The 24,526-nt window shown below is 61.2% G+C and carries 23 protein-coding genes; 10 read left to right on the plus strand and 13 right to left on the minus strand.

What is annotated here, in order from left to right; genetic code table 11:
- Nucleotides 1-70: 70 nt before the first annotated feature.
- Complete coding sequence (gene gltP, locus ACTJK9_RS14890) at nucleotides 71-1,402, plus strand: glutamate/aspartate:proton symporter GltP (protein WP_085612511.1); 1,332 nt, start codon at nucleotides 71-73, stop codon at nucleotides 1,400-1,402.
- A 102-nt stretch (nucleotides 1,403-1,504) separates the two neighbouring features.
- On the plus strand, nucleotides 1,505-2,734 hold the full coding sequence (locus ACTJK9_RS14895) for a nucleoside recognition domain-containing protein (RefSeq protein WP_007954056.1): 1,230 nt from the start codon (nucleotides 1,505-1,507) through the stop codon (nucleotides 2,732-2,734).
- A gap of 3 nt (nucleotides 2,735-2,737) precedes the next feature.
- Here ACTJK9_RS14895 and ACTJK9_RS14900 read toward each other — a convergent pair whose 3' ends face one another.
- The 9 genes from ACTJK9_RS14900 to ACTJK9_RS14940 all read right to left on the minus strand — a co-directional run bounded on the left by ACTJK9_RS14900 (nucleotide 2,738) and on the right by ACTJK9_RS14940 (nucleotide 12,915).
- Complete coding sequence (locus ACTJK9_RS14900) at nucleotides 2,738-3,364, minus strand: ABC-type transport auxiliary lipoprotein family protein (protein ID WP_440814609.1); 627 nt, start codon at nucleotides 3,362-3,364, stop codon at nucleotides 2,738-2,740.
- Complete coding sequence (locus tag ACTJK9_RS14905) at nucleotides 3,361-4,299, minus strand: MlaD family protein (protein WP_039764886.1); 939 nt, start codon at nucleotides 4,297-4,299, stop codon at nucleotides 3,361-3,363. The genes ACTJK9_RS14900 and ACTJK9_RS14905 overlap by 4 nt, the downstream gene beginning before the upstream one ends.
- 1 nt (nucleotide 4,300) lies before the next feature.
- Nucleotides 4,301-5,104, minus strand: a complete 804-nt coding sequence (locus tag ACTJK9_RS14910; RefSeq protein ID WP_039764888.1) for an ABC transporter ATP-binding protein — start codon at nucleotides 5,102-5,104, stop codon at nucleotides 4,301-4,303.
- Entirely contained in the window at nucleotides 5,101-6,249 is a 1,149-nt protein-coding gene (locus ACTJK9_RS14915; RefSeq protein WP_064592455.1) for an ABC transporter permease, read from the minus strand. The genes ACTJK9_RS14910 and ACTJK9_RS14915 overlap by 4 nt, the downstream gene beginning before the upstream one ends.
- A 55-nt stretch (nucleotides 6,250-6,304) precedes the next feature.
- Nucleotides 6,305-7,333, minus strand: a complete 1,029-nt coding sequence (locus ACTJK9_RS14920; protein ID WP_440814613.1) for a DUF5924 family protein — start codon at nucleotides 7,331-7,333, stop codon at nucleotides 6,305-6,307.
- 76 nt (nucleotides 7,334-7,409) lie between these two features.
- Entirely contained in the window at nucleotides 7,410-8,801 is a 1,392-nt protein-coding gene (locus ACTJK9_RS14925; protein ID WP_440814615.1) for a M16 family metallopeptidase, read from the minus strand.
- Between the two features lie 94 nt (nucleotides 8,802-8,895).
- Entirely contained in the window at nucleotides 8,896-10,554 is a 1,659-nt protein-coding gene (locus ACTJK9_RS14930) for a Na/Pi cotransporter family protein (RefSeq protein WP_108558906.1), read from the minus strand.
- Between the two features lie 214 nt (nucleotides 10,555-10,768).
- The gene (locus ACTJK9_RS14935) at nucleotides 10,769-11,536 is read right to left on the minus strand and encodes a TerC family protein (protein WP_039764900.1); all 768 of its coding nucleotides are present in this window, start codon (nucleotides 11,534-11,536) and stop codon (nucleotides 10,769-10,771) included.
- Nucleotides 11,537-11,607: 71 nt separating this feature from the next.
- Complete coding sequence (locus tag ACTJK9_RS14940) at nucleotides 11,608-12,915, minus strand: CitMHS family transporter (protein WP_007954069.1); 1,308 nt, start codon at nucleotides 12,913-12,915, stop codon at nucleotides 11,608-11,610.
- Between the two features lie 416 nt (nucleotides 12,916-13,331).
- On the opposite strand from ACTJK9_RS14940, the gene ACTJK9_RS14945 reads away from it, so the two are divergent.
- From ACTJK9_RS14945 to ACTJK9_RS14955, 3 genes are read left to right on the plus strand one after another with little or no spacing between them, the layout of a single operon-like run.
- A complete protein-coding gene (locus tag ACTJK9_RS14945; protein WP_440814619.1) occupies nucleotides 13,332-14,345 on the plus strand; it encodes an AAA family ATPase in 1,014 nt (337 codons plus the stop codon).
- The gene (locus tag ACTJK9_RS14950; RefSeq protein ID WP_143492957.1) at nucleotides 14,342-14,848 is read left to right on the plus strand and encodes a hypothetical protein; all 507 of its coding nucleotides are present in this window, start codon (nucleotides 14,342-14,344) and stop codon (nucleotides 14,846-14,848) included. The genes ACTJK9_RS14945 and ACTJK9_RS14950 overlap by 4 nt, the downstream gene beginning before the upstream one ends.
- 18 nt (nucleotides 14,849-14,866) lie before the next feature.
- A complete protein-coding gene (locus ACTJK9_RS14955; protein ID WP_085612505.1) occupies nucleotides 14,867-15,268 on the plus strand; it encodes a GFA family protein in 402 nt (133 codons plus the stop codon).
- Here the strand turns inward: ACTJK9_RS14955 and ACTJK9_RS14960 are convergent, their stop codons facing one another.
- Nucleotides 15,269-15,595 (minus strand): DOPA 4,5-dioxygenase family protein, encoded by a 327-nt coding sequence (locus tag ACTJK9_RS14960; RefSeq protein ID WP_074689769.1) that lies wholly within the window; start codon nucleotides 15,593-15,595, stop codon nucleotides 15,269-15,271. It abuts the gene before it with no gap.
- Between the two features lie 84 nt (nucleotides 15,596-15,679).
- On the opposite strand from ACTJK9_RS14960, the gene ACTJK9_RS14965 reads away from it, so the two are divergent.
- Nucleotides 15,680-16,339, plus strand: coding sequence for an NAD(P)-dependent oxidoreductase (locus tag ACTJK9_RS14965; protein ID WP_064592438.1), 660 nt, complete (start codon nucleotides 15,680-15,682; stop codon nucleotides 16,337-16,339).
- 4 nt (nucleotides 16,340-16,343) lie between these two features.
- Here ACTJK9_RS14965 and ACTJK9_RS14970 read toward each other — a convergent pair whose 3' ends face one another.
- Entirely contained in the window at nucleotides 16,344-17,294 is a 951-nt protein-coding gene (locus ACTJK9_RS14970) for a choline sulfate utilization transcriptional regulator (RefSeq protein WP_440814623.1), read from the minus strand.
- 114 nt (nucleotides 17,295-17,408) lie between these two features.
- Here ACTJK9_RS14970 and betC point away from each other — a divergent pair, with 114 nt between their 5' ends.
- The 3 genes from betC to ACTJK9_RS14985 all read left to right on the plus strand — a co-directional run bounded on the left by betC (nucleotide 17,409) and on the right by ACTJK9_RS14985 (nucleotide 21,528).
- Nucleotides 17,409-18,923: a choline-sulfatase gene (gene betC / locus ACTJK9_RS14975; protein WP_221398405.1), complete on the plus strand. Its 1,515-nt coding sequence runs from the start codon at nucleotides 17,409-17,411 to the stop codon at nucleotides 18,921-18,923.
- A gap of 16 nt (nucleotides 18,924-18,939) precedes the next feature.
- Complete coding sequence (gene choX, locus ACTJK9_RS14980; protein WP_085612501.1) at nucleotides 18,940-19,857, plus strand: choline ABC transporter substrate-binding protein; 918 nt, start codon at nucleotides 18,940-18,942, stop codon at nucleotides 19,855-19,857.
- 102 nt (nucleotides 19,858-19,959) lie between these two features.
- Entirely contained in the window at nucleotides 19,960-21,528 is a 1,569-nt protein-coding gene (locus tag ACTJK9_RS14985) for a SulP family inorganic anion transporter (RefSeq protein WP_440814627.1), read from the plus strand.
- Nucleotides 21,529-21,633: 105 nt separating this feature from the next.
- Here ACTJK9_RS14985 and aroE read toward each other — a convergent pair whose 3' ends face one another.
- A complete protein-coding gene (aroE, locus tag ACTJK9_RS14990; protein ID WP_085612499.1) occupies nucleotides 21,634-22,455 on the minus strand; it encodes a shikimate dehydrogenase in 822 nt (273 codons plus the stop codon).
- A 9-nt stretch (nucleotides 22,456-22,464) separates the two neighbouring features.
- The gene (gene hemF / locus ACTJK9_RS14995; protein WP_007954079.1) at nucleotides 22,465-23,379 is read right to left on the minus strand and encodes an oxygen-dependent coproporphyrinogen oxidase; all 915 of its coding nucleotides are present in this window, start codon (nucleotides 23,377-23,379) and stop codon (nucleotides 22,465-22,467) included.
- Between the two features lie 147 nt (nucleotides 23,380-23,526).
- Between hemF and ACTJK9_RS15000 the strand changes: the two genes are divergently transcribed.
- Nucleotides 23,527-24,504, plus strand: coding sequence for an NADPH:quinone reductase (locus ACTJK9_RS15000; RefSeq protein WP_221398404.1), 978 nt, complete (start codon nucleotides 23,527-23,529; stop codon nucleotides 24,502-24,504).
- Nucleotides 24,505-24,526 lie beyond the last annotated feature (22 nt).

Consider the following 24,526-nt stretch of genomic DNA (forward strand, 5'->3'; position numbering starts at 1 on the left):
AGACTTTTCCGCTGATGAGCGTTCCAGTTCCTGCATGTGCCTGAGTCAAACGCAAGTAAGGGTAAAGATAATGAAGAAGGCAAAGCTTAGCCTCGCCTGGCAGATCCTCATCGGTCTGGTATTGGGGATTGCAATCGGCGCGTTGCTTAACCATTTCAGCGCCGAAAAGGCCTGGTGGATCAGCAACGTCCTGCAACCGGCAGGCGATATCTTTATCCGTCTGATCAAGATGATCGTGATCCCGATCGTCATCTCTTCCCTGATCGTCGGCATCGCCGGCGTGGGCGACGCCAAGAAACTCGGGCGCATCGGCCTGAAAACCATCATCTACTTCGAAATCGTCACCACCATCGCCATCGTCGTCGGCCTGCTGCTGGCCAACCTGTTCCATCCGGGTGCCGGCATCGACATGAGCACCCTGGGCACTGTGGACATCTCCAAGTACCAGGCGACCGCCGCCGAAGTGCAGCATGAACACGCGTTCATCGAGACCATCCTCAACCTGATCCCGTCGAACATCTTCGCGGCCATGGCACGCGGCGAAATGCTGCCGATCATCTTCTTCTCCGTGCTGTTCGGTCTCGGTCTGTCGAGCCTGCAGTCGGACCTGCGCGAGCCGCTGGTGAAGATGTTCCAGGGCGTATCGGAAAGCATGTTCAAAGTCACCCACATGATCATGAACTACGCGCCAATCGGCGTGTTCGCCCTGATCGCGGTGACCGTGGCCAACTTCGGTTTCGCCTCGCTGCTGCCGCTGGCCAAGCTGGTGATCCTGGTTTACGTCGCCATCGCCTTCTTCGCCTTTGTGGTATTGGGCCTGATCGCCAAGATGTTCGGTTTCTCGGTGATCAAGCTGATGCGCATCTTCAAGGATGAGCTGGTCCTGGCCTACTCCACCGCCTCCTCGGAAACCGTGCTGCCACGGGTGATCGAGAAGATGGAAGCCTACGGCGCACCAAAAGCCATCTGCAGTTTCGTAGTGCCGACCGGTTACTCGTTCAACCTCGACGGCTCGACCCTGTACCAGTCCATCGCGGCAATCTTCATCGCGCAGTTGTACGGCATCGACCTGTCGATCAGCCAGCAACTGCTGCTGGTCCTGACGCTGATGGTTACCTCCAAAGGTATCGCCGGCGTACCGGGCGTGTCCTTCGTGGTGCTGCTGGCCACCCTGGGCAGCGTGGGTATTCCGCTGGAAGGCCTGGCCTTCATCGCCGGTGTCGACCGTGTGATGGACATGGCGCGTACCGCCCTGAACGTGATCGGCAACGCCCTCGCCGTACTGGTCATCGCTCGTTGGGAAGGCATGTACGACGACGCCAAGGGCCAGCGCTACTGGAACTCGCTGCCGCACTGGCGCAGCAAGGAAAAACTGCCGGCCGGTGACGTTTCGAAAAACTGATCCCCGCCCGCAAGGCACCCTGACAAACCCCGGAGAAATCCGGGGTTTGTCGTTTCTGGCGACCCCGCTATCATTCGCCGCATCTTCCGGGGGATTTGACTGATGCTTAATGGCCTGTGGCTTGGCTTCTTCATCGTGGCAGCCGTTTCGGCGCTGGGGCAATGGCTGATCGGCGGCAACGCCGGGATCTTCGCGGCGATGGTGGAAAGCATTTTTGCCATGGCCAAGCTGTCGGTCGAAGTCATGGTGCTGCTGTTCGGCACGCTGACCCTGTGGCTGGGCTTCCTGCGCATCGCCGAGAAGGCCGGGATTGTCGAGTGGCTGGCCAAAGCGCTGGGCCCGCTGTTCCTGCGGCTGATGCCGGAAGTGCCGGCGGGCCACCCGGCCATCGGCCTGATTACCCTGAACTTCGCCGCCAACGGCCTGGGCCTGGATAACGCCGCCACGCCGATCGGCCTCAAGGCCATGAAGGCGCTGCAAGAGCTCAACCCCAGCTCGACCATCGCCAGCAACGCGCAAATCCTGTTCCTCGTACTGAATGCCTCGTCCCTGACCCTGCTGCCGGTGACGATCTTCATGTATCGCGCCCAGCAAGGCGCGCCGGACCCGACGCTGGTGTTCCTGCCGATCCTGCTGGCCACCAGTTGCTCGACCATCGTCGGCTTCCTGTCGGTGGCGTTCATGCAGCGCCTGCGCGTGTGGGACCCCGTGGTGCTGGCCTACCTGATTCCCGGCGCGCTGATCCTCGGCGGCTTCATGGCGTTGCTCGCGACAATGTCGGCCACTGCGCTGGCGGGCCTGTCGTCGATCCTCGGCAACCTGACGCTGTTCGGCCTGATCATGCTGTTCCTGGTGATCGGCGCCTTGCGCAAGGTGAAGGTTTACGAGGCCTTTGTCGAAGGTGCGAAGGAAGGTTTCGACGTGGCCAAGAACCTGCTGCCGTATCTGGTGGCGATGCTCTGCGCGATCGGCGTATTGCGCGCATCCGGCGCGCTGGACTTCGGCCTCGACGGCATCCGCCATCTGGTGGAGTGGGCAGGGTGGGACACGCGCTTCGTCGATGCGCTGCCGACCGCCATGGTCAAACCGTTCTCCGGTAGCGCCGCCCGGGCGATGCTGATCGAAACGATGAAAACCTCGGGTGTGGACAGCTTCCCGGCGCTGGTCGCGGCGACGATTCAGGGCAGCACCGAAACCACCTTCTACGTGCTGGCGGTGTACTTCGGCGCGGTGGGCATCCAGCGCGCCCGGCATGCTGTGGGTTGCGCGCTGCTGGCCGAGCTCGCGGGCGTGCTCGGCGCAATCGGTGTCTGCTACTGGTTCTTCGGTTAAGCCTCAAGGCCGGGCAGGTGGAGCAACTTTCTGCCCTTGCTCCACCGCCCACGCCACGACTTTCGCGGTGAGACGATCACTGGCCTGACCGAATCCGGCCACCACCGCCGGGACCCTCACATCACTGAGCGGCTGACGCTCTTCGAAGCGGCGACTGGCGAGAATCCGCTGGTCATAACCGCGCACCAGCAACGCATCGACCCGCACCACCACGCTGGCCTGCGTGCCCTGATACTCGGTCTGAAACGCCTGCAGGCTGCCGCCCAGTTCCAGGTCCGCCTGGAAGTTGCTGTCGTCGGTGCTCAACAGCGATATCCGGCCATCGCGCTGGAATCCATCCAGTAACCGGTTACGCACCAGCACCGGCGCCGGATCGCTCCAGCGCGAGGCCTTGTAGCTGCTGATCACATCGCCCTGAGGAATCACCGCGATGCTTGGCCGGTTCAGTGCTTCGCTGGCCTGCAGTTTGTTCAGACGCAACGACCAGTGCTGCGTAGATGCCGAACTGGCCGAGGCGGGCGCCTGTGCCGTCGGCAGGCGATAGACATCCGACGGTTCGGACTTGGGCAGGATCGAGCACGCGCTGATCAGCGTGAAGCCGGCGAGGAGGGCGAGGCGAGTCAGCTTCATGGCGTGAACTCCTTGTTCTTGTCACTGCCCAGCAGGTAGCCGCTGGGGTTGGCCTCCAGGCGTTGGGAAATGGCGCGCAGCGAGTTCAGGGTTTCACGCAGTTCGCGGATCGCCGGGGCCAGGCCGTTGAGGCCCTGCATGCCGCTGTCGAGGGAATTCTGATTCTTGCTGAGCAGGCCGTTGATGGTGACGCTGCTTTGCTCCAGGGATTTCATCGCCTGTTCGGCACTGCCGAGCGCCTGTTTGCCCTGATCGTTGAGCAGGCCGTTGGCGTTGCGCATCAGCGCGGACGTCTGTTCGAGCATGTTGCCGGCCTGTTTGCCGACCGTCGCCAGTTGCTGCATGGCCTGACGCAGGTCGCCGCGCTGATCGTTGATCGAACCGGTGGTCTGCTCCAGATGCTCGAGGGTCTTGCTCACGCGCTCGATGTTGTCGGCAGAGAACATCTGATTGGCATTACTGAGCAACGTCGTGACCCCGCTCATCAAATCGTTGCTGTCGCTGAGCAGCCGCGAGATGGGCGAGGGCGATGCGACGATGGTCGGCAGGTTGCCGTCATGGCCCTTGAGTTTCGGGCTTTGCGGCGTGCCTCCGCTGAGCTGGATGATCGAGGTGCCGGTGATCCCGGCCAGGGCCAGTTTGGCTTCGGTATCTTCCTTGACCGGCGTGTCGCCGGCCAGACGAATCCGTGCCAGCACCCGACGTGGGTCCTGCGGGTCGAGGCGCAGGCTGACCACGTCGCCGACCTTGATCCCGCTGTACTGCACCGGGCTGCCCCGGGACAGGCCGCTGACCGCCTCGTTGAACACGACTTCGTAATCCTTGAACTCGGTGTCGACACTGGACTTGGCCAGCCACAGACCGAAGAGCAGGGCGCCTGCCACCACAATCACCGTGAACAGGCCGATCAACACATGATGGGCTCGGGTTTCCATGTCAGACCTCGTTGAGCTGTTTGGCGGCGTCCAGCGCCGAGCGGCCGCGAGGGCCGTGGAAGTATTCGTGAATCCACGCGTCGTCGGTTTCCGAGACCACGTCGATGGGACCGGCCACCAGCACCTTCTTCTGCGCCAATACCGCGACGCGGTCGGTGATGGTGTAGAGCGTGTCGAGGTCGTGGGTCACCAGAAACACGCTCAGGCCCAGGGCATCGCGCAGGGTCAGGATCAATTGGTCGAACTGCGCCGCGCCAATCGGATCGAGGCCGGCGGTGGGTTCGTCGAGAAACAGGATGTCCGGGTCCAGCGCCAGCGCCCGGGCCAGTGCCGCGCGCTTGATCATGCCGCCGGACAGCGAAGCCGGGTACTTGTCCGCTGCCGACAGCGGAAGACCGGCCAGCGCCAGCTTCACCGCCGCCAGATGCTCGGCGTCGTCGCGGCTCAGACCGGCGTGTTCGATCAGGGGCAGGGCGACGTTCTCGGTGACGGTCAGCGACGAAAACAGCGCGCCTTTCTGAAACAGCACGCCAAAGCGCCGCTCGATCAGCGAGCGCTCATGCTCCGGCAAGCTTGGCAGGTTCTGGCCGAACACCTTGACCATGCCTTCGCTGGGCTGGCGCAGGCCGACGATACTGCGCAGCAACACCGATTTACCGCTGCCGGAACCGCCGACCACGGCCAGGATTTCGCCTTTGTACAAGTCGAGATCGAGGTTCTCGTGCACGCTCTGGCTGCCGAAGCGATTGCACAGGCCACGGACTTCGATCACCGCCTCGGAGGGCGCGCGGGGTAGACGACTCACCAGCCCATCTCCATGAAAAACAGCGCGGCAACCGCATCGAGCACGATCACCACGAAAATCGATTGCACCACGCTTGAGGTGGTGTGGGCGCCGACCGATTCGGCGCTGCCGCTGACCTTGAAGCCTTCCAGACAGCCGATGGCGGCGATCAGGAAAGCAAAGATCGGGGCTTTGACCAGACCCACCAGGAAATGTTGAATCCCTATGTCGCTTTGCAGCAGCGACAGGAACATCGCCGGCGAGATATCCAGCGACACCGCGCACACCACCGCGCCGCCGACGATCCCGCAAATCATCGCCAGAAAGGTCAGCATCGGCAGCGCCACCAGCAGCGCCAGCACCCGCGGCACCACCAGCAATTCCATGGGGTCGAGGCCGAGGGTGCGAATCGCGTCGATTTCCTCGTTGGCCTTCATCGAGCCGATCTGCGCGGTGAAGGCACTGGCCGTGCGGCCGGCCATCAGGATCGCTGTGAGCAAAACGCCGAACTCCCGCAGGAAGGCGAAGCCCACCAGATCCACGGTGAATACGCTGGCACCGAAACTGGCCAGCACCGTCGCCCCGAGGAACGCCACCACCGCGCCCACCAGAAAGGTCAGCAACGCCACGATGGGCGCAGCGTCGAGGCCGGTCTGTTCGATGTGGGCGATCATCGGCGTGATCCGCCAACGCTTGGGCCGGAACAGGCTGCGGGCGATGGTTTCGAGAATCAGGCCGACGAAGCCGAGCAATTGCAAGGTGTCTCGCCAGACCGTGTCGACAGCCCGACCGATGCGCGTCAGCAGTTGCACACTGACGCTGATTTCCGGTTCCTTGATCGGCACGCAGAAATCGGTCAGCGAGCGATACACGGTCTGCAGCAGGGCGCGGTCGGCGCTGGAAATCGTGCAGTCGGGGTGTTCGGCGGACTTGCCCAGCCGCTCCGAGCCGAGCAGTTCCACCAGCAGCGACGCACCGGCGGTGTCGAGGGCGCCGAGGCCGTTGAGGTCGATGGGAGTGTTGGCGTCGTACTGGCCGTGGAGCGTTTCGCTCAGTTGCTTGAGGTCGGCGTAATGGGCAAGCGTCCAGTCCCCGGTGACCCGCAGGCGGGCAGGGGTGATCGAGGTGTCCAGGCGGGCACTGCCGGTCATTGGGCTGCTGGTCATAAGCTCCGTGCTTGTTCGGCTATCGAGACGAACCTACGTAATAGCACGAACCCGGTTACTTTTCTTTGGTCGGTGTGCTGTCCGTGACCTCGAAGCGCAGCACGCCAATCACCTGACCGTCTTCGGTCAACACCCGCACCTGCCACTTGCCTGCCGGGTTGCCGGGGAAGTTCTGCTTGTGGGTCCAGGCCCGGTAGCCTTCCTTGCGCCCGCCGTGGATGTCGAGGGCGATGCGGTCGACCTCTTTGCCGTTGAACTGCCAGACGTGATAAATCCGCTCGTCGAGCCCGCGCGGCGCGTTGATCGCGGTGTAGGCGTAGAGCCCGCCGCCACGGATCTGCTCGGCGCTGACTTCCTTGAGGCTGGCGCCCGGAACCCGGTCCTGCACCTGGGTGCTGATCGCCACGTCGGTCATCCACAACGTTGCCGGAGGCACCCAAGAACGCAGGACCCAGCCGACGCCACCGATGCCGACCGTAATGCACAGGATCGCCAGCGCATTGCGCACGGTGCGGATCGGGAAGATCGACGCCAGGCTCGGGAACGACAACACCACCGCAATCCCCAGCGCCCATTTGAAGCTTTGCGAAGTGGTCAGGTGCATGATCACCGGCAGCGCCGTAAGCAGGGCGGCGAACAGGGTCAGGGTGTGCAGCGCGAGGAATGCCCAGCGCCGTGGCGCCAGCCACTTGTAGTAGAGCGGGTCGATGATCGAAATCAGCGCCGCGATGCACAGCAGCCCGGTGAAAAACAGCTGGCCGCTGTTCCAGGTGGTGGTGATGAAGAAGAACGGCAGGACGAAAAACAGGCTTTCCTGGTGGATCATCTGCGTCGCGTAACGCAGCAGCGGCTGAGGGATTTCCCGTTTGAAGATGCGCGTGAACAGTTTGGTCAGGCTGTTTTCCAGCATCAGCCAGATCCAGCTCAGCAGCATGATCGTGGTGATCCAGCTCGCCAGCCCCTGCTGCCGGTCGACCAGAATGAAGCTGCCGACTCCGGAGATGAAACCACCGAGCGCAATGACCCCGGGGTAGCGCTTCATCAGTTCGAGAATGCGCTGGATCAGGAGGGTCAATTTAGACATGGGGGCGGTTCACGACTGGATAGGAAAAAAACCTCGACAGAGTACCGCCCGCCGGGCCGTGTGGCGAGGCTGCCGGTCAGTCTGGATGCACGGACTTGCGCCGATGCAGGCGCCAGCCGAGCAGAATCAGCACCAGCACGCCCAATCCGCCCGCCAGCAGCCACAACACCTGATCGTCGCTGAGCAGCGGTTTCTCGATCCGCAGATAGCCCGGTTGCAGCAACAACTCGCGCATGGCCTTGTTCGCCGCCTCCAGCGTCACGCCTTGCAGCTCCCGCGCAGGATCGGCAAAGCGGCCATCCTCGTAGTCGCCCAGCGCGCTCCAGTAATAGTCGGCCATGGCGCTGGTGCCTTGCACGGCCCAGGCCTGGTGGGCAATGGCGGCTTGTTTCAAGCGATTGAAGGTGTCGGCGTCGAGGCCGTTTTTCAGCAGGTCGGCCTTGAGGTCTTCCAGCACCTGCTCGGCTTCGGCGATATCGCCGCGATCCAGGTCGGCGTTGAGGCTCATGAAACCGACGCCGCCAAACACTTCGCGCTCGGCCCACGGCCCGTAGGACAAACCGTGGTTCAGGCGCAGTTGGCGGTACAACGCCCACTCCAGGTATTCCTTGAGCAGGTCGAAGGTTTCGTCGTACTGATCGTCCAGCACCGGCTCCGGCACCAGCCAGTGCAGCTTGGCGCTGTTGCCGATGAAGCCGCGAGTGATCGTGCGTTCGTGAGCGGCGCTGGCGCGGATGTCCGGCAGCGGACGGTGTTCGCTCGGCTCGACCGCTTCCAGCGCGCCCCATGCCCGTTCCAGATAGGCCGGCAGCAGTTTGTCGAGGTCGCCGACGACAATCAGGGTCATGTTGTTCGGCGCGTACCAGGCCTTGCGCACCTTCTCCAGTTGTTCGCGAGTCAGGCCATCGACTTCGGCCCGCTGCGGGCATTTCAGACCCAGCTCGACCGCCAGCTGATTGCTCGCGGTGTGGCCCAGGTCCTGCCGGTCGAGGAAGCGTTGCAACCGGGTGTAATGGCCGCCGTCCTCGCGCTCGACCACCCGTTTCGCGGCGTTGATCGCGTTGTCATCGAAGCGGGTCTGGGTCAGCAGGTCCAGCAGCAGGTCGAGGACCTTGCGCTGGTTTTTCGCCGGGGCTTCGATGACGAACGTGGTGTCGGCGTTGCTGGTGAAAGCGTTCCAGTCGCCGCCGAGGGCCTGCATGCGTTCTTCGAGGCCACCTTCGCCGGTGGCGTCGATGCCGCTGAACAGCAAGTGTTCGAGCAGGTGCGGCAGCTCCTTTTCATTGCAGTCGAAATCGTCGAGACCGACACCGATCACCAACCGGATCGCCACGTGCCCACGCTCGGTGCCGGGCTTGAGCAGCAATTGCAAACCGTTGGGCAGCGCATAGCCTTCGACCTGAAAACGATCCAGGGCGAAGGCGGGCAGGGAACCGAGCAGCAGACAGGCGAACAACAGGCAACGCATAACGAGCTTCCATACGGCTGAATTGGAGATCCGTGTCGTCAGTCCGGCCGCGAGGCCGAACCTTGAGTTACTGACTGACCACAACCCCAGACGTTCAAGGCGAATGCGTGATGTCCGCCATATCGTCCGCCGCCAGCGCGCCGGTATCGGAAGTTTCCAGCACCACATAGGCGCTGCTGCAGAACAGCGAATTCAAACGTTTCATGTCGGCAATCAACTCCAGGTGCAACGAACTGGTCTCGATACTCTGCACGATCTTGCGTTGCAACCGGCTGACATGGGCGTGGGCCAGACGCCGCTCCTGGGCGCGAAAGCGACGTTTCTCGCGCAGCAACTGGCGGGCGCTTTCCTTGTCGCCGCTGAGGAACACCGACAGCCCGAGTCGCAGGTTGGCGATCAATTGCTGTTGCAGGCCGGCCAGTTCTTCCAGTCCGTCTTCGGAAAACGAGCGGCGCTGCGAAGTCTTCTGCTGCTGCACTTTGCGCAGCATGCGTTCGATCAGGTCGCTGGCGAGTTTGAGGTTGATCGCCAGCTCGATGATCTCCGCCCAGCGCCGACTGTCCTGTTCGCCGAGATCCTCGCGAGGCATTTGCGCCAGGTACAGCTTGATCGCGCTGTACAGCGCTTCGACGTCATCGGTCAGCTTGCGCATTTCCTGGGTGACGGCGGTCTGTTTGCCGCGCAGCACGTCGAGGGTCGCGTCGAGCATGTTGTCGATCAGGTCGCCCATGCGCAGGGTTTCCCGGGCGGCGTTGGCCAGTGCCAGGCTCGGCGTGACCAGCGCGGTGGGATCAAGGTGGCGGGGCTTGGCGGTGCCGTTGACCTCCGGCCGCTCCGGCAGCAGCCAGGCGCACAGCCGCGCCATCGGCCCGACGCTCGGCAGCAGGATCAGGCAGCGCGCGGTGTTGTAGAGCAGGTGGAAGCCGATGACCATTTCCTGGGGGCTGAAATCCAGGCTGTCGATCCAGTGCACCAGCGGGTCGAGTACCGGAATGATCAGCAACAGCCCGATCAGTTTGTACAGCAGGCTGCCCAGCGCCACCTGCCGGCCGGCGGCGTTCTGCATGCTGGTGCTCATGAACGCCAGCACGCCGCTGCCGATGTTGGCGCCGATCACCAGACCGATCGCCACCGGCAGGCTGATCACCGCAGCGCCGGCGAGCGTCGCGGTCAGCAGCACGGCCGCCAGGCTGGAGTAGGAAATCATCGCGAACAGCGCGCCGACCAGGGCGTCGAGCAGGATATCGCCGGTCAACGAGGCGAAAATCACCTTCACCCCTTGGGCATGGGTGATCGGCGCAGCGGCCTCGACGATCAGTTGCAGCGCCAGAATGATCAGCCCCAGCCCAATGGACACGCGGCCCATCTGCCCGAGCCGCGTCTGTTTGCGCGACAGAAAGAAAATCACCCCGATAAAAATCAGCAGCGGCGACAGCCACGACAGGTCGAACGTCAGCACCCGCGCCATCAGTGCCGTACCGACGTCGGCACCCAGCATGGTCGCCAGGGCCGGGGTCAACGCCATCAGGCCCTGACCGACAAACGACGTCACGAGCATGGCGGTGGCGTTGCTGCTCTGCACCATCGCAGTGACAACGATGCCGGCGACAAAGGCCAGCCAGCGCCTGGACATGTTCTGGCCGATCACGTGGCGCAGATTGGTGCCGTACACCCGCAGGATGCCGGTTCGAACGATATGCGTGCCCCAGATCAGCAGGGCCACGGCAGACAGCAAATTGAGCAGGGTGAGCATGCAGACCCCCTGTAATAGCAGCGCCCCAGAGGGGCAAGTGGACGGTACCGCGCAATTTCTACGTTCTGATACTTAAGCTGTAGTTGGCTAACGGTCTGGGCGCCAGCATTGCACAGCTAAAGCGGGGATTGAAACAAAAGTGTCATGAAAACAGGTTCATGCGGCCATGAAAAAAGGGCCCGAAGGCCCCTTTGTCATGTTCACTGCGTTCGGGTTACTGACCCGGAATATCCTTGCGCAGCTTCACCGGATCCTGCTGTTTGCGTTTTTTCGCGATGGCGGTGCGCATCTTGATGTTGATCGCTTCGACCGCCAGCGAGAACGCCATGGCGAAGTAGACGTAGCCTTTCGGTACGTGCACGTCGAACGATTCGGCAATCAGCACGGTGCCGACCACCAGCAGGAACGACAGCGCGAGCATTTTCAGCGACGGGTGCTTGTCGATGAATTCGCTGATCTTGCCCGAGGCCAGCATCATCACCAGCACGGCCACGATGATCGCCGCGACCATGACCGGAACGTGGGACACCATGCCGACGGCGGTGATCACCGAGTCCAGCGAGAACACGATGTCGATGATTGCGATCTGGATGATGGTGTAGAGGAAGTTGCCGCCCTTGCCCGAAGGCTCGTCGCCAGCTTCGTCTTCACCTTCCAGTGCGTGGTACATCTCCTGGGAGCTTTTCCACAGCAGGAATAGGCCACCGAAGAACAGGATCAGGTCGCGACCGGAAATGCCCTGGCCGAACACTTCGAACAGGTCGGCGGTGAGGCGCATGACCCAGGTGATCGACAGCAGCAACAGGATCCGCGTGATCATGGCCAGGCCAAGACCGAAGATCCGGGTCCGCTGCTGCATGTGTTTGGGCATGCGGCTGACCAGGATCGAAATCATGATGATGTTATCGATGCCCAGAACGATTTCCAGGGCGGTCAGGGTGAAGAAGGCAACCCAGATCTCAGGGTTGGTCAGCCATTCCATGTGTATTCCTTTGAGCGAGTGTTAAACCAGGACGCCAGCAATCAGCTGGCGTCCGGGTGAGTTTGGTGCCGTTACAACGTGCTGAACAGCGGGAAAGTCCCCAACAGCAAGGCGGCGACCAGTATGCACAGGCAGACCAGCACTGCCCACTTCAGGGTGAAACGCTGGTGATCGCCGAACTCGATCCCCGCCAGTGCCACCAGCAGGTATGTCGACGGCACCAGTGGGCTCAGCAGGTGAACCGGCTGACCGACGATCGAGGCACGGGCCATTTCCACCGCGGTGATGCCGTAATGGCTGGCCGCTTCGGACAACACCGGCAACACACCGTAGTAGAACGCGTCGTTCGACATGAAGAACGTGAACGGCATGCTCACCAGCGCCGTGATCACCGCCAGGTACGGGCCGAGGAAATCAGGGATCACCGCCAGCAGGCTTTTCGACATCGCATCGACCATGCCGGTGCCCGACAGGATACCGGTGAAAATGCCCGCCGCGAAGATCAGACTGACCACCGACAGCACGCTGCCGGCGTGGGCCGCGACGCGATCCTTCTGCATTTGCAGGCAAGGGTAGTTGACGATCATGGCAATACTGAACGCCACCATGAACAGCACCGGCAGCGGCAACAGGCCGGCAATCAACGTGCACATCAGCGCCAGGGTCAGCAGGCCGTTGAACCAGATCAGTTTCGGACGGCGGGCATCCGGGAATTGCGAGACGCTGATTTCGCTGTGATCGATTTCGTCGCCGATCAGGTGCAGCTCACCCAGACGCGCACGCTCACGTTTGCCGTAGAAGTAGGCAATGATCAGGATCGCCACCACACCGGCGGCCATCGCCGGGATCATCGGTACGAAGATGTCCGACGGGTCCACATGCAGCGCACTGGCGGCACGGGCGGTCGGGCCACCCCATGGGGTCATGTTCATCACGCCACCGGCGAGGATGATCAGACCGGCCATGATCCGCGGGCTCATGCCGATGCGGCTGTACAGCGGCAGCATGGCGGCCACGCAGATCATGTAAGTGGTCGCGCCGTCACCATCGAGGGAAACGACGAGCGCCAGTACGGCGGTGCCGACCGAAACCTTCAGCGGGTCGCCCTTGACCAGTTTGAGGATCTTGCGCACGGCCGGGTCGAACAGGCCGGAGTCGATCATCAGGGCGAAATACAGAATCGCGAACATCAGCATCACGCCGGTCGGCGCGAGCTTGGTAATACCTTCGAGCATCATCGGGCCGATCTTCGGAGCAAAGCCACCGAACAGGGCGAACAGGATCGGGATGATGATCAGAGCGATCAGCGCAGACAGGCGCTTGGTCATGATCAGGAACATGAACGTGATGACCATGGCGAAGCCAAGGAAAGTCAGCATGGGAATACTCCAGGCGTAGCGCGGCTAAGTAAGTGAGCGGATCGGGCGGGATCAGCGCAGAACGGGAAGCACGAGGCGTACGGGCGGAGTTGCAGCGAGGAGGCGGGTTGCAGAGGACATCAGAATCACCATTGTTGTTGTTAATTGGGCCTGTCGTGCGAGCAATCACACGCGTTGGCCAACCGGTCTGTTGCCGGCAGTGGGGGCGATCCTAATCGGGGAACCTTTCAGCTACCTTTCGCGGATGAAAGGTCTGACGGGAGGCTCGGACAGTTTCGTGCAACAAGTGAATCTGCAATAGAACGTGATCGTAAGATCCTTCCGGAGATTTTGAAGGGCCATGTTCACCGCTGTATGGAAGGCATTCGCAATGCTAGGCTTGCGACCACGGCAAAGTTTGAGAGGAGCTCCAACCAATGCTCAACAGCGTTGATTTAGACAATTTCGGCCCATTACAGAAAATTCGCTGGAGCAAGCTCTCAAACCTGAATCTGATCATCGGTGCAAACAGTGCTGGCAAAACCTTTTTGCTCAAGGCGCTGTATTGCACGATGCGAACACTCGAAGAGTATCAGCGGGGAAATGATCAGCGTTCGGCAGCAGAAATCCTGACTGACAAGCTTTATTGGACATATCAGGCCGACAAGATTGGCGATCTGGTAACCAAAAGTGCAGACGGCCCTTTGTCCTGCAGAGTCAAGGTGGATGCGCGTGAATTTCGTTACAGCTTCGGCAAAGATACGACGAAGAACATCACTTCTTTAGAGAACCACGTCCCACCTCGGAGCAGCAATTCAATTTTTCTTCCTCCCAAGGAAGTGCTTTCGCTGCAACACATCATTCTAAAAAGCCGCGATATTGATAAGGACTTCGGATTCGACGACACCTACTACGACTTGGCCAAAGCCCTGCGCCTCCTTCCTACGAAAGGAAGAAACCACACGCACTTCGCAAAAGCCAGAGAGAACCTGGAAGAGATGTTCGGGGGAAAAGTCGAATTCGATAGCAGTTCAAATCGCTGGCAATTCAAGAAGGGCAACCAGAAGTTCCAGATCGGATCAACGGCTGAGGGCATCAAGAAAATTGCCATTCTCGATACCTTGCTGGGCAACCGTTTTTTGACGAAAGACTCGATGGTATTCATTGACGAACCGGAGTCAGCTCTTCACCCGGTTGCCATTACCAAACTGGTAGAAATCATCGTATCCCTGGCCGGAAGTGGCATTCAGTTTTTCATTGCCAGTCACTCGTATTTCGTCATCAAAGCTTTGTATCTGGCGGCTCAAAAACAACAAATATCCATTCCGGTCTTGTCGTCTATTGATGGTGAATGGATGGGTGATGATCTGCTCAAAGGCATGCCGACAAATCCGATTGTTGATGAATCAATTCGACTCTATGAGGAAGAAGTGGAGTTGGCATTGGGATGAGCATTTCAATCCAGGAATCCGGAATGAATTTCGGACCTTACCCTAAGGACAAGTGCTTCCCGATTGAGACCAGCCCAATTTTCACCAGATTGGGAGAAGGGTTAAAGGTCTCTGAGTTTGTTCTATTGCGAGATGCACCAAATAATACTCAGGCAGCTTGGTTCATAGAGGCAAAATCAAGCGCACCACGAGAGCATGCGATCTACGTTGAGGAAATCCGACAGAAATTTACAAACTCGGTGCAACTGACATTCGCTGCCTGCCTCAAGCGTCATGATGATGCAGAGGATCTTCTTCCTGCAGAGTTCAGGAAGCTGAATCTTGGCAACTGTCCGGTAAAGTGTGTTCTGGTGATCCGCAATTTTCGTAAAGAATGGATTGCCCCTCTGCAGGAGTCATTGAGCAGAGAAATGAGAACACTGGTAAAGACTATGGGCTTCAGCCCTACGTCGGTCGTAGTCATCAACGACGAGAAGGCGCGAGAACTCAACCTGATCACCTGACGCGACGGTGGAATCACTATGACTGATTTGCACGGCGGTGGCTGCCACTGCGGACGTATCCGCTATCAGTTCAGCGGAGCATTGCACGACATCGCCCACTGTCATTGTTCGATTTGCCGAAAAGTCAGCGGTGGCATCGTCACCACCTGGATCACGCTGCCGGCAGCGAACTTCCTGTGGCTGGCCGGAACACCTTCGCGCTACGACTCTTCAGACAGCTGCGCACGGTTCTTCTGCCCGAACTGCGGCGCACAACTGGCGCTGGTGACGCTGCTCAGCCCCGAGAGCATCGATCTGACGGTCGCCACACTGGATCATCCGGAGCAGGCCGCCGCAGAGCGGCATATCTGGACCGACAGCCAGTTGCCATGGCTGCACCTGGACGAGCATTTACCTGGCGAACCCGAAGAAACCATCTGATTAAAAAACAGACAGATCCAGCGGCCGCATCGCGCCCATCCAGATTGCATGGTCGGTGTGGTCGAGCAAGTCATCGCCGGTGTCCGGGTGCAGGAACACCACCAATCCCTTGCGATTGAGCGCCAGCCACGGCAGCACATCGCCGATCAGCTCCGGGCCGAAGGCCAGCTGGCAGCTCCAGTCCGGGTGCGGGCCAACCGGACGTTCGTGCACGCGGCCCATCTTCAATGGAAACAGCGCTGCTGCCTGCTCACACAGCGCCCGCGCCTGTTCAATGGTGCTGGCGTCGTAATAAACGTGGGCGTGATAACCCTTGATCGTCTGCATCGCAAACCCTCTGAATCGGTTCGAACCCTCGCCGTTGCCCGTATGTCACACGCCATACAAGGGAAAACAAAAGGAACCTCAGCCATGAAAAATGCCGAAACCCCGGCGGTGAAAGTGGTGCTCTATGGTGCCATGAGTAGCCTGGGCAGTGCGTTGATGGCTGAACTGCTGCGTCGCCAGCATGAAGTCATTGCCATCCTCGACGATCTGACGGCGCTCGCGCCACGGCCGGGGCTGCGCACCAAAAGCGGCGATCTGCTCGATGCCGAGCGGGTCAACCAGAGTGTCGCCGGCAGCTCGGCAGTGATCTGCCTGCTCAATGCGCCGGGCTTGCCGCTGAGCAGCGATCATGTCGAAAAATCCGTGGTGCTGGGGCCGGTGGAACAGGTGCTGGCGGTGGATGCGCTTATCGATGGGCTACAGGCGGCAAACGTCTCGCGGCTGTTTGTCATCGGCGAATTCGAAGCACTGGACGATCCGGAAAACGCCGAACCGCTGCAACGCCACGCCGCTCTGGAAGTGCGCGAAGCCCTGCAAAGCAGCCCTCTGCACTGGACGCTGGTGAACGCACCGCGCAGCGTCGCCGGGCTGACGATCGAGCATTTCAGTCAGGTCGGCCGCACGCTGGAACCGGGTCTGGCCGAACCGCTGGAACGCCTGAACCGGGTGGCGGTGGGGATTGCCGATGAGCTGCGACTGAATCTGCATATCCATCAACACGTGGATTTTGTTGCCGCTTCCTGAGCCGTCAAACCGCAATCGCCGGCAGCGGCAGCCCGGCCAGGGATTCGGCGCTGCTGGCCTGTTCGGCCATCAGCCAATCGACGAACGTCTGGATCAACGCGCCCCGGCGCTTGCGCTGTGGCAGCACCACGTAATAACCGAGACGCGACAGGGTGGTTTCGGCGATCGGCCGGCACAATAGACCTTGAGTGAGCAAGTTATCCACAAGGTGCCGCCAGCCAATCGCCACGCCCTGACCGCCAATCGCCGCTTGAATCAGCAGGGTGTAATTGTCGAAGCGCAGCTGGCCCGGCGCTGGCGGCGCGCTGATGTTCAGCGCGCGGAACAGCCCGCTCCAATCGAACCAGTTGCTGCTGTTTTCCCCGCGCAGGTGCAGCAGCGGAAACTCCATCAGTGCCTGGGCCGGCAAGGGCAGGGGACGATCCTTGAGCAATTGCGGGCTGCAAACAGGAAACACTTCTTCGCTGAACAACCAGTGACTCTCGCCCTGTTTGAAGCGACCGTCGCCGAATAGCACGGCAACATCGACATCCGGACGCAGCATGTTGTGATTGCGCTCGCTGGTGACCAGGCTCACATCCACCTGTGGATAAGCTTCATGGAAGCGGTGCAGGCGCGGCATCAGCCAATACGCGGCGAAGGCGAAGTCGGTAGCGACCTGCAGCACTTCGTGCTGCTGTTGTGAGCTGATCGCGCTTAATCCCGCGTCGATATTCTGCAAACCAAGGGTAACTTGCTCGAACAGGATCGAGCCGACCTCGGTCATTTCGATGCCACGGTAGATACGATCGAACAGCCGCGTGCCGAGCTGTTCTTCCAGCCGTTTGATTTGTTGGCTGATGGCCGGTTGCGTCGTGCCGAGCTCAACCGCCGCAGCGGTAAAACTGCGATGACGGGCCGCCGCCTCGAAGGCGCGCAACAGGTCCAGCGACAAAACACCGAGGGCTTCATACATAAGCTGTGCTTATCCTAGTCATTGTCCGGCGCGGGCTTTACCGGATATTGCGTGGAATCCATGCTCGATCGCAGCAATGTCGCATAAATATTCACTATGGAATGCCGCGATCACATGAAGCGCAAGAACATTCTTTTCATCATGGCCGATCAAATGGCCGCGCCAATGTTGCCGTTCTACGGCCCGTCGCCAATCAAACTGCCGAATCTCAGCCGCCTCGCCGAACAAGGCGTGGTGTTCGATGCCGCGTATTGCAACAGCCCGCTGTGTGCGCCGTCGCGTTTCACCCTGGTCAGTGGCCAGTTGCCGAGCAAGATCGGCGCCTACGACAACGCCGCCGATTTCCCCGCCGACATTCCCACCTACGCGCATTACCTGCGCCGCCTCGGCTATCGCACCGCGCTGTCGGGCAAGATGCATTTCTGCGGCCCCGATCAACTGCACGGTTACGAAGAACGCCTGACCAGCGACATCTATCCGGCCGACTACGGCTGGGCGGTGAACTGGGACGAGCCTGATGTGCGGCCGAGCTGGTATCACAACATGTCGTCGGTGTTGCAGGCCGGGCCGTGTGTGCGCACCAACCAGCTCGACTTCGACGAAGAAGTGGTGTTCAAGGCTCAGCAATACCTGTTCGACCATATTCGCGAGGACGGCGACCAGCCGTTCTGCCTGACCGTGTCGATGACTCACCCTCACGATCCGTACACGATTCCCAAGGCGTTCTGGGATTTGTACGACGATGCGGATATCCCGCTTCCGACGACGCCGGATCAGCATTCACTCGATCCGCACTCCCAGCGTTTGCTCAAGGTCTACGATCTGTGGGACAAGCCGCTGCCTGTGGATAAAATCCGCGACGCACGCCGCGCGTACTTCGGTGCATGCAGTTATATCGACGCCAACGTCGGCAAACTCCTGCAAACCCTCGAGGATTGTGGGCTGACGGACGACACCGTCATCGTGTTCTCCGGTGACCATGGCGACATGCTGGGAGAGAAGGGCCTCTGGTACAAAATGCACTGGTACGAAATGGCCGCGCGAGTGCCCCTGTTGATAAGTGCACCTGGCCAGTTCCAATCAGGCCGTGTCAGCGCCGCGGTGTCCACCGCCGATCTGTTGCCGACCTTCGTCGAACTGGCCGGCGGCAGCCTGGAGCCTGACCTGCCGCTGGACGGCCGTTCGCTGGTTCCGCACCTGCAAGGGCAGGGCGGTCACGACGAAGTGTTCGGCGAATACATGGCCGAAGGCACCGTCAGCCCGCTGATGATGATCCGCCGTGGCGCCTTCAAATTCATCTACAGCGAAACCGACCCTTGCCTACTCTTCGATGTGGATAACGATCCACGCGAGCAGGAAGAACTCAGCCAATCGCCACAACATCGCCAGCTGTTCGACGATTTTCTGGCCGAAGCGCGGGCCAGGTGGGACATCCCGGCAATCCACCGCGAAGTCCTCGAAAGCCAGCGCCGTCGGCGTTTCGTCGCCGAGGCGCTGACGATCGGCAAGCTGAAGAGCTGGGATCACCAGCCGCTGGTAGACGCCAGTCAGCAATACATGCGCAACCACATCGACCTCGATGACCTGGAGCGCAAGGCCCGTTATCCACAACCCTGCCAAAACCAATAACGTTAAGGGGAAGTCCATGGTCAAGTTATCCACAGTCCTGACGGTCAGCCTGCTGGCACTGGGCAGCGCATCCGCGTTCGCCGAGAGCTGCGACACGGTGAAAATGGCCGACCCCGGCTGGAGCGACATCGCCGCGACCAATGCCATCACCGGGTTTCTGCTGGATGGCATGGGCTACAAGGCCAAGGTCGACACCCTCGCGGTGCCGATCACCTTCGGCGGCTTGAAGGATGGCCAGGTCGACGTGTTCCTCGGCAACTGGATGCCGGCGCAGCAGGGTTTCTACGACAAATTCGTCGCCACCGGTGACGTCACCCAATTGGCGAAGAACCTCGACGGCACCGAATTCACCCTGGCCGTGCCGGATTACGTGTGGGACGCGGGTGTGCATAGCTTTGCCGACCTGAATAAGTACGCCGATAAATTCGAGAAGAAGATTTACGGCATCGGCTCCGGCGCGCCAGCGAACATCTCGCTGCAAGAGATCATCAAGAAAAACGACTTCGACCTGGGCCAGTGGAAGCTGATCGAGTCCAGCGAACAGGCGATGCTGGCTGAAGTCTCGCGGGCGGTGAAGAAACAGAAATTCGTCACTTTCCTCGGCTGGACCCCGCACCCGATGAACGTGCAGCTGAAAATGCATTACCTCAAGGGCGGCGAGAAGTACTTCGGCGACACGGGTAGCGTCTACACCCTGACCCGCAAGGGCTACGCCGAGGCCTGTCCGAATGTGGGTAAATTGCTGACCAATCTTGCGTTCACTCAAGAGATGGAGAACAGCATCATGGCCGAGGTGGTGAACAAGAAAGTCAGCAATGCGGAGGCGGCGAAGGCCTGGATCAAGGCGAATCCGGCGGTGTTGGACAAGTGGCTTGATGGTGTGAAGACGGTGGATGGCAAAGATGCGTTGGCGGCTGTTAAAGCCAAACTGTAACTGCGCGGGCCGATCGTTCCCACGCTCTGCGTGGGAATGCCGCAATGGACGCTCCGCGTCCAGGGCTGCGTACAATGCGCAAAATTTCACCCGAGAGGATCCATGGCCCTCCCCAGCCGTCGCTCACTTTTCCCCTTCCTGACCTGGCTGCCCCGGCAGACCCGCGCCAGCGTCGGGCGGGATCTGGTCGTCGGCCTCAGCGGGGCGATTCTCGCGTTGCCCCAGTCGATTGCCTACGCCCTGATCGCCGGTCTCCCACCGGAATACGGGCTTTACGCCGCGATCGTTCCGGTATTGATCGCCTGCCTGTGGGGCTCGTCGTGGCATCTGATCTGCGGCCCGACAGCGGCCATTTCGATTGTGCTGTTCGCCAGTGTCAGCCCACTGGCGGTGCCTGCATCACAGGACTACATCACCCTGATCCTGCTGCTGACCTTCCTCGCCGGGATTTTCCAGTGGTTGCTCGGCCTGCTGCGCTTCGGCGCGCTGGTGAATTTCGTCTCGCATTCCGTGGTGCTGGGCTTCACCCTCGGCGCGGCGGTGGTGATTGCCATCGGTCAATTGCCGAACCTGCTGGGGCTGGATCTACCAGCCAAGGCCACGGCGCTGGCCAGCCTGATGGATCTGCTGCGCCATCTCGGGGCTGTGGATAAACCGTCGCTGATCCTTGGTGTAGCCACGGTGGTGGTCGGTGCGCTGCTCAAACAATGGCTGCCACGCTGGCCGACGCTGTTGATGACCTTGGTGCTCGGCAGTCTGGCGGTGTGGCTGTGGCCGGCGATGTTCGGCCACGTTCAGTTGGTCAGCGCGTTTGTCGGGCGCCTGCCGCCGTTCAGTGGATTGCCGCTGGATATGGACCTGATTCTGCGCCTGCTGCCCAGCGCCGTGGCGGTGGGCATGCTCGGGCTGGTCACCAGCCTGTCGATTGCCCGTTCGATTTCCGCGCGCTCGCAACAGCTGCTCGATGCCAATCAGGAAGTCCGCGCGCAAGGGCTTTCGAACATTGTCGGGGCGTTCTTTTCGGGATCGTTGTCCGCCGGCTCGTTCACCCGTTCCGGGCTGAGCTATGAGGCCGGGGCGTGTTCGCCACTGGCCGGGGTGTTTTCGGCGGTGTGGGTGGCGTTGTTCGCGATATTCGGTGCGGGGCTGATCGCGCATATTCCGATCCCGGCCATGGCCGGCAGCATTCTGCTGATCGCCTGGGGACTGGTGGATCATCGCGGCATTCGTGCGCTGCTGCGGGTCAGCCGGGCGGAATTCGTGGTGATGGGCCTGACCTGCATTGCCACGTTGCTGCTGGAATTGCAGACGGCAATCTATGCCGGCGTGCTCGCCTCGCTGTTTTTCTACCTCAAGCGCACCTCGCAGCCGAGAGTGCAGCACTGGCGTGATGGCGAAGATGATGTACTGCGGGTCGGCGGCTCGATCTTCTTCGGCGCCAGCCACTATCTGCAAGTGCGCCTGCAACGCATGCACGGCGCGCGAGTGGTGATCGAGGCGCAGCAGATCAACTTCATCGACTATTCCGGCGTGGAAATGCTCCATCAGGAAGCCCGGCGCCTGCTGCGCCAGGATCGCAGCCTGACCTTGCGTCAGGCGCGACCGCAGGTGGTGGAGGAGTTGCGCAAACTCGAAGGGCCGGAGAAATGTCCGATCCGCTTTGAAGATTGAAGAAGAACCCATTGCTGGAGCGAGCTTGCTCGCGATGGCGATCTGTCTGTCAGATTGATGCTGGATCTGGCGACGTCATCGCGAGCAGGCTCGCTCCTACAGGGGTTACTGCGCCAACTGCCGACGCAATTCCGTCAGGACCGGCGCAGTGTCCGGACGTACGCCGCGCCACACGAAAAAGGCTTCGGCAGCCTGTTCGGCCAACATGCCCAACCCGTCCATCACCACGCCCGCGCCATGCTCGCTGGCCCAGCGGCAGAACACGGTCGGTTCCTTGCCGTACATCATGTCGTAGCACAGGGTCTTGCCGGGCTCGATCAGGCTTGGGGCAATCGGCGGCACATCGCCGGTGAGGCTGGCGGACGTGGCGTTGATGATCACGTCCACCGGCTCACGCAACCAGTCGTAACCACTGGCCGACACCGGCCCCAGGTCGCAGAACAGTTCGGCCAGTAGCTCGGCCTTGTCCACCGTGCGATTGGCGATGATCACCGAGGCTGGTTTCTCCGCCAGCAACGGCTCCAGCGCACCGCGCACCGCGCCACCGGCGCCGAGCAGCAGAATGCGTTTGCCGGCGAGGCTGAACCCGGCGTTGACCGTCAGATCGCGCACCAGCCCGGCGCCGTCGGTGTTATCGCCGAGCAGGCTGCCGTCGTCGAGCTTGCTCAAAGTATTCACCGCACCCGCGCGTTTGGCGCGGGCAGTCAGGCTGTCGGCCAGGCGATAGGCGTCTTCCTTGAACGGCACGGTCACGTTGGCGCCGCGACCTTCCTGGAAAAACGCCGTGGCGCAGCCGGAAAAGTCCTCGAGCGGCGCCAGCAGGGTGCTGTAGTCGAGACGCTGCCCGGTCTGTTCGGCGAACAGTTTGTGAATCATCGGCGACTTGCTGTGACCAACCGGGTTACCGAAAACAACGTAACGATCCATCAGAAGTCCTCAGGCCTGAGCCAGCCAGTCGCGGTCTTGCAGGAAGTACTCGGTCAGGCGCGCTTCTTCGCTGCCCGGCTCGGCTTTCCAGTCGTAGGCCCAGCGCACTTGCGGTGGCAGCGACATCAGGATCGACTCGGTGCGCCCGCCCGATTGCAGGCCGAACAGGGTGCCACGGTCGTAAACCAGGTTGAATTCGACGTAGCGGCCACGGCGGAATTCCTGGAACTCGCGCTGTTTGGCGGTGAAGGCGTCGTTCTTGCGCCGTTGCACGATTGGCAGGTAAGCGTCGATGTACGCATCGCCGATGGCGCGCATGAAGGCGAAACTGGTGTCGAAGTCCCACTCGTTCAGGTCATCGAAGAACAACCCGCCGATACCGCGCGGTTCGTGGCGATGCTTGATGTGGAAGTAGGTGTCGCACCAGGCCTTGTAGCGCGGGTAGACGTCCGGGCCGAACGGCGCGCAGGCCTGCTCGGCGACGCGGTGCCAGTGGATGCAGTCTTCTTCGTTGCCGTAGTACGGGGTCAGGTCGAAGCCACCGCCGAACCACCAGACCGGTTCTTCACCTTCCTTCTCGGCAATGAAAAAGCGCACGTTGGCGTGGGACGTCGGTACATGCGGATTGTGCGGGTGGATCACCAGCGACACGCCGAGGGCTTCGAAGCCACGCCCGGCCAGCTCCGGCCGATGGGCACTGGCGGACGGTGGCAGGCCACTGCCGAAGACGTGGGAAAAGTTGACGCCGCCCTTTTCGATCACCGTGCCATTCTCGATCACCCGGGTCCGACCGCCACCGCCGGCCGGACGGGTCCATGCGTCTTCGACGAAGCGCGTGCCACCGTCTTCGGTCTCCAGCGCGGCGCAGATGCGGTCTTGCAGGTCGAGCAGATAGGCCTTTACGGCGTCGGTGCGGGTCGTCATGGCTTCACCTTGGATCGGGCGGAACTGCGCGGCGCCCCGCGCAAATGGGCGCGTAGCATACCATCGCAAACCAGCACGCCGCAGTTGACGAAGATCAAGCATGAGCGTTCGATAGGGACCTTCCCAAATGACCCAAGGAGTAGGCAGATGGCCAAGCGAATCCAGTTCCGCGCCCACGGCGGCCCCGAAGTGCTCGAGTACGTTGACTATCAACCGGCCGAACCCGGTCCGCAGCAGGTTCGCGTGAGCAACAAGGCCATCGGCCTGAACTTCATCGACACCTACTACCGCAGCGGTCTTTACGCGCCACCGGCCTTGCCGTCGGGCGTGGGTGCGGAGGGCGCCGGCATTGTCGAGGCCGTGGGCAGCGAGGTCACCCGGTTCAAGGTCGGTGACCGTGTGGCGTACGGCAGCGGCCCGTTGGGCGCGTACAGCGACGTTCACGTTCTGCCGGAAGCGAATGTGGTGCAACTGCCGGACGCCATCAGCTTCGAAACCGCCGCCGGAGTGATGCTCAAGGGCCTGACCGTGCAGTACCTGCTGCGCCAGACCTACGAACTCAAGGGTGGCGAAACCATTCTGTTTCACGCAGCGGCCGGCGGCGTCGGTTTGCTCGCCTGTCAATGGGCCAAGGCCTTGGGCGTGAAGCTGATCGGCACCGTCAGCTCGAAAGCCAAAGCCGATCTGGCCAAGGCCCATGGCGCCTGGGAAACCATCGATTACAGCCACGAAAACGTCGCCCAACGAGTGCTGGAATTGACCGATGGGAAAAAAGTCCCGGTGGTCTACGACGGCGTTGGCAAGGACACCTGGCCGGCTTCGCTGGACAGCGTGGCGCCCCGTGGCTTGCTGGTGAGCTTCGGCAATGCGTCGGGCGCGGTGGACGGGGTGAACCTGGGGATTCTGGCGGCGAAAGGTTCGCTGTACGTCACCCGTCCGACCCTGGCGACCTACGCCAATAACGCCGAAAACCTGCAGCGCATGGCCGACGAGCTGTTCGGGATGATCACCAGCGGCAAGCTGAAAGTGGATATCAGCCAGCGTTATCCACTGGCTGATGCGGCGAAAGCGCAGACCGAGCTTTCGTCACGGCGCACCACGGGCTCCACTGTCCTGCTGCCCTGACCACCAATGACCTCGGCGCATC

This window comes from Pseudomonas sp. 22082 (genome assembly GCF_052046055.1).
In the GTDB taxonomy this organism is placed as follows: domain Bacteria; phylum Pseudomonadota; class Gammaproteobacteria; order Pseudomonadales; family Pseudomonadaceae; genus Aquipseudomonas; species Aquipseudomonas pharyngis.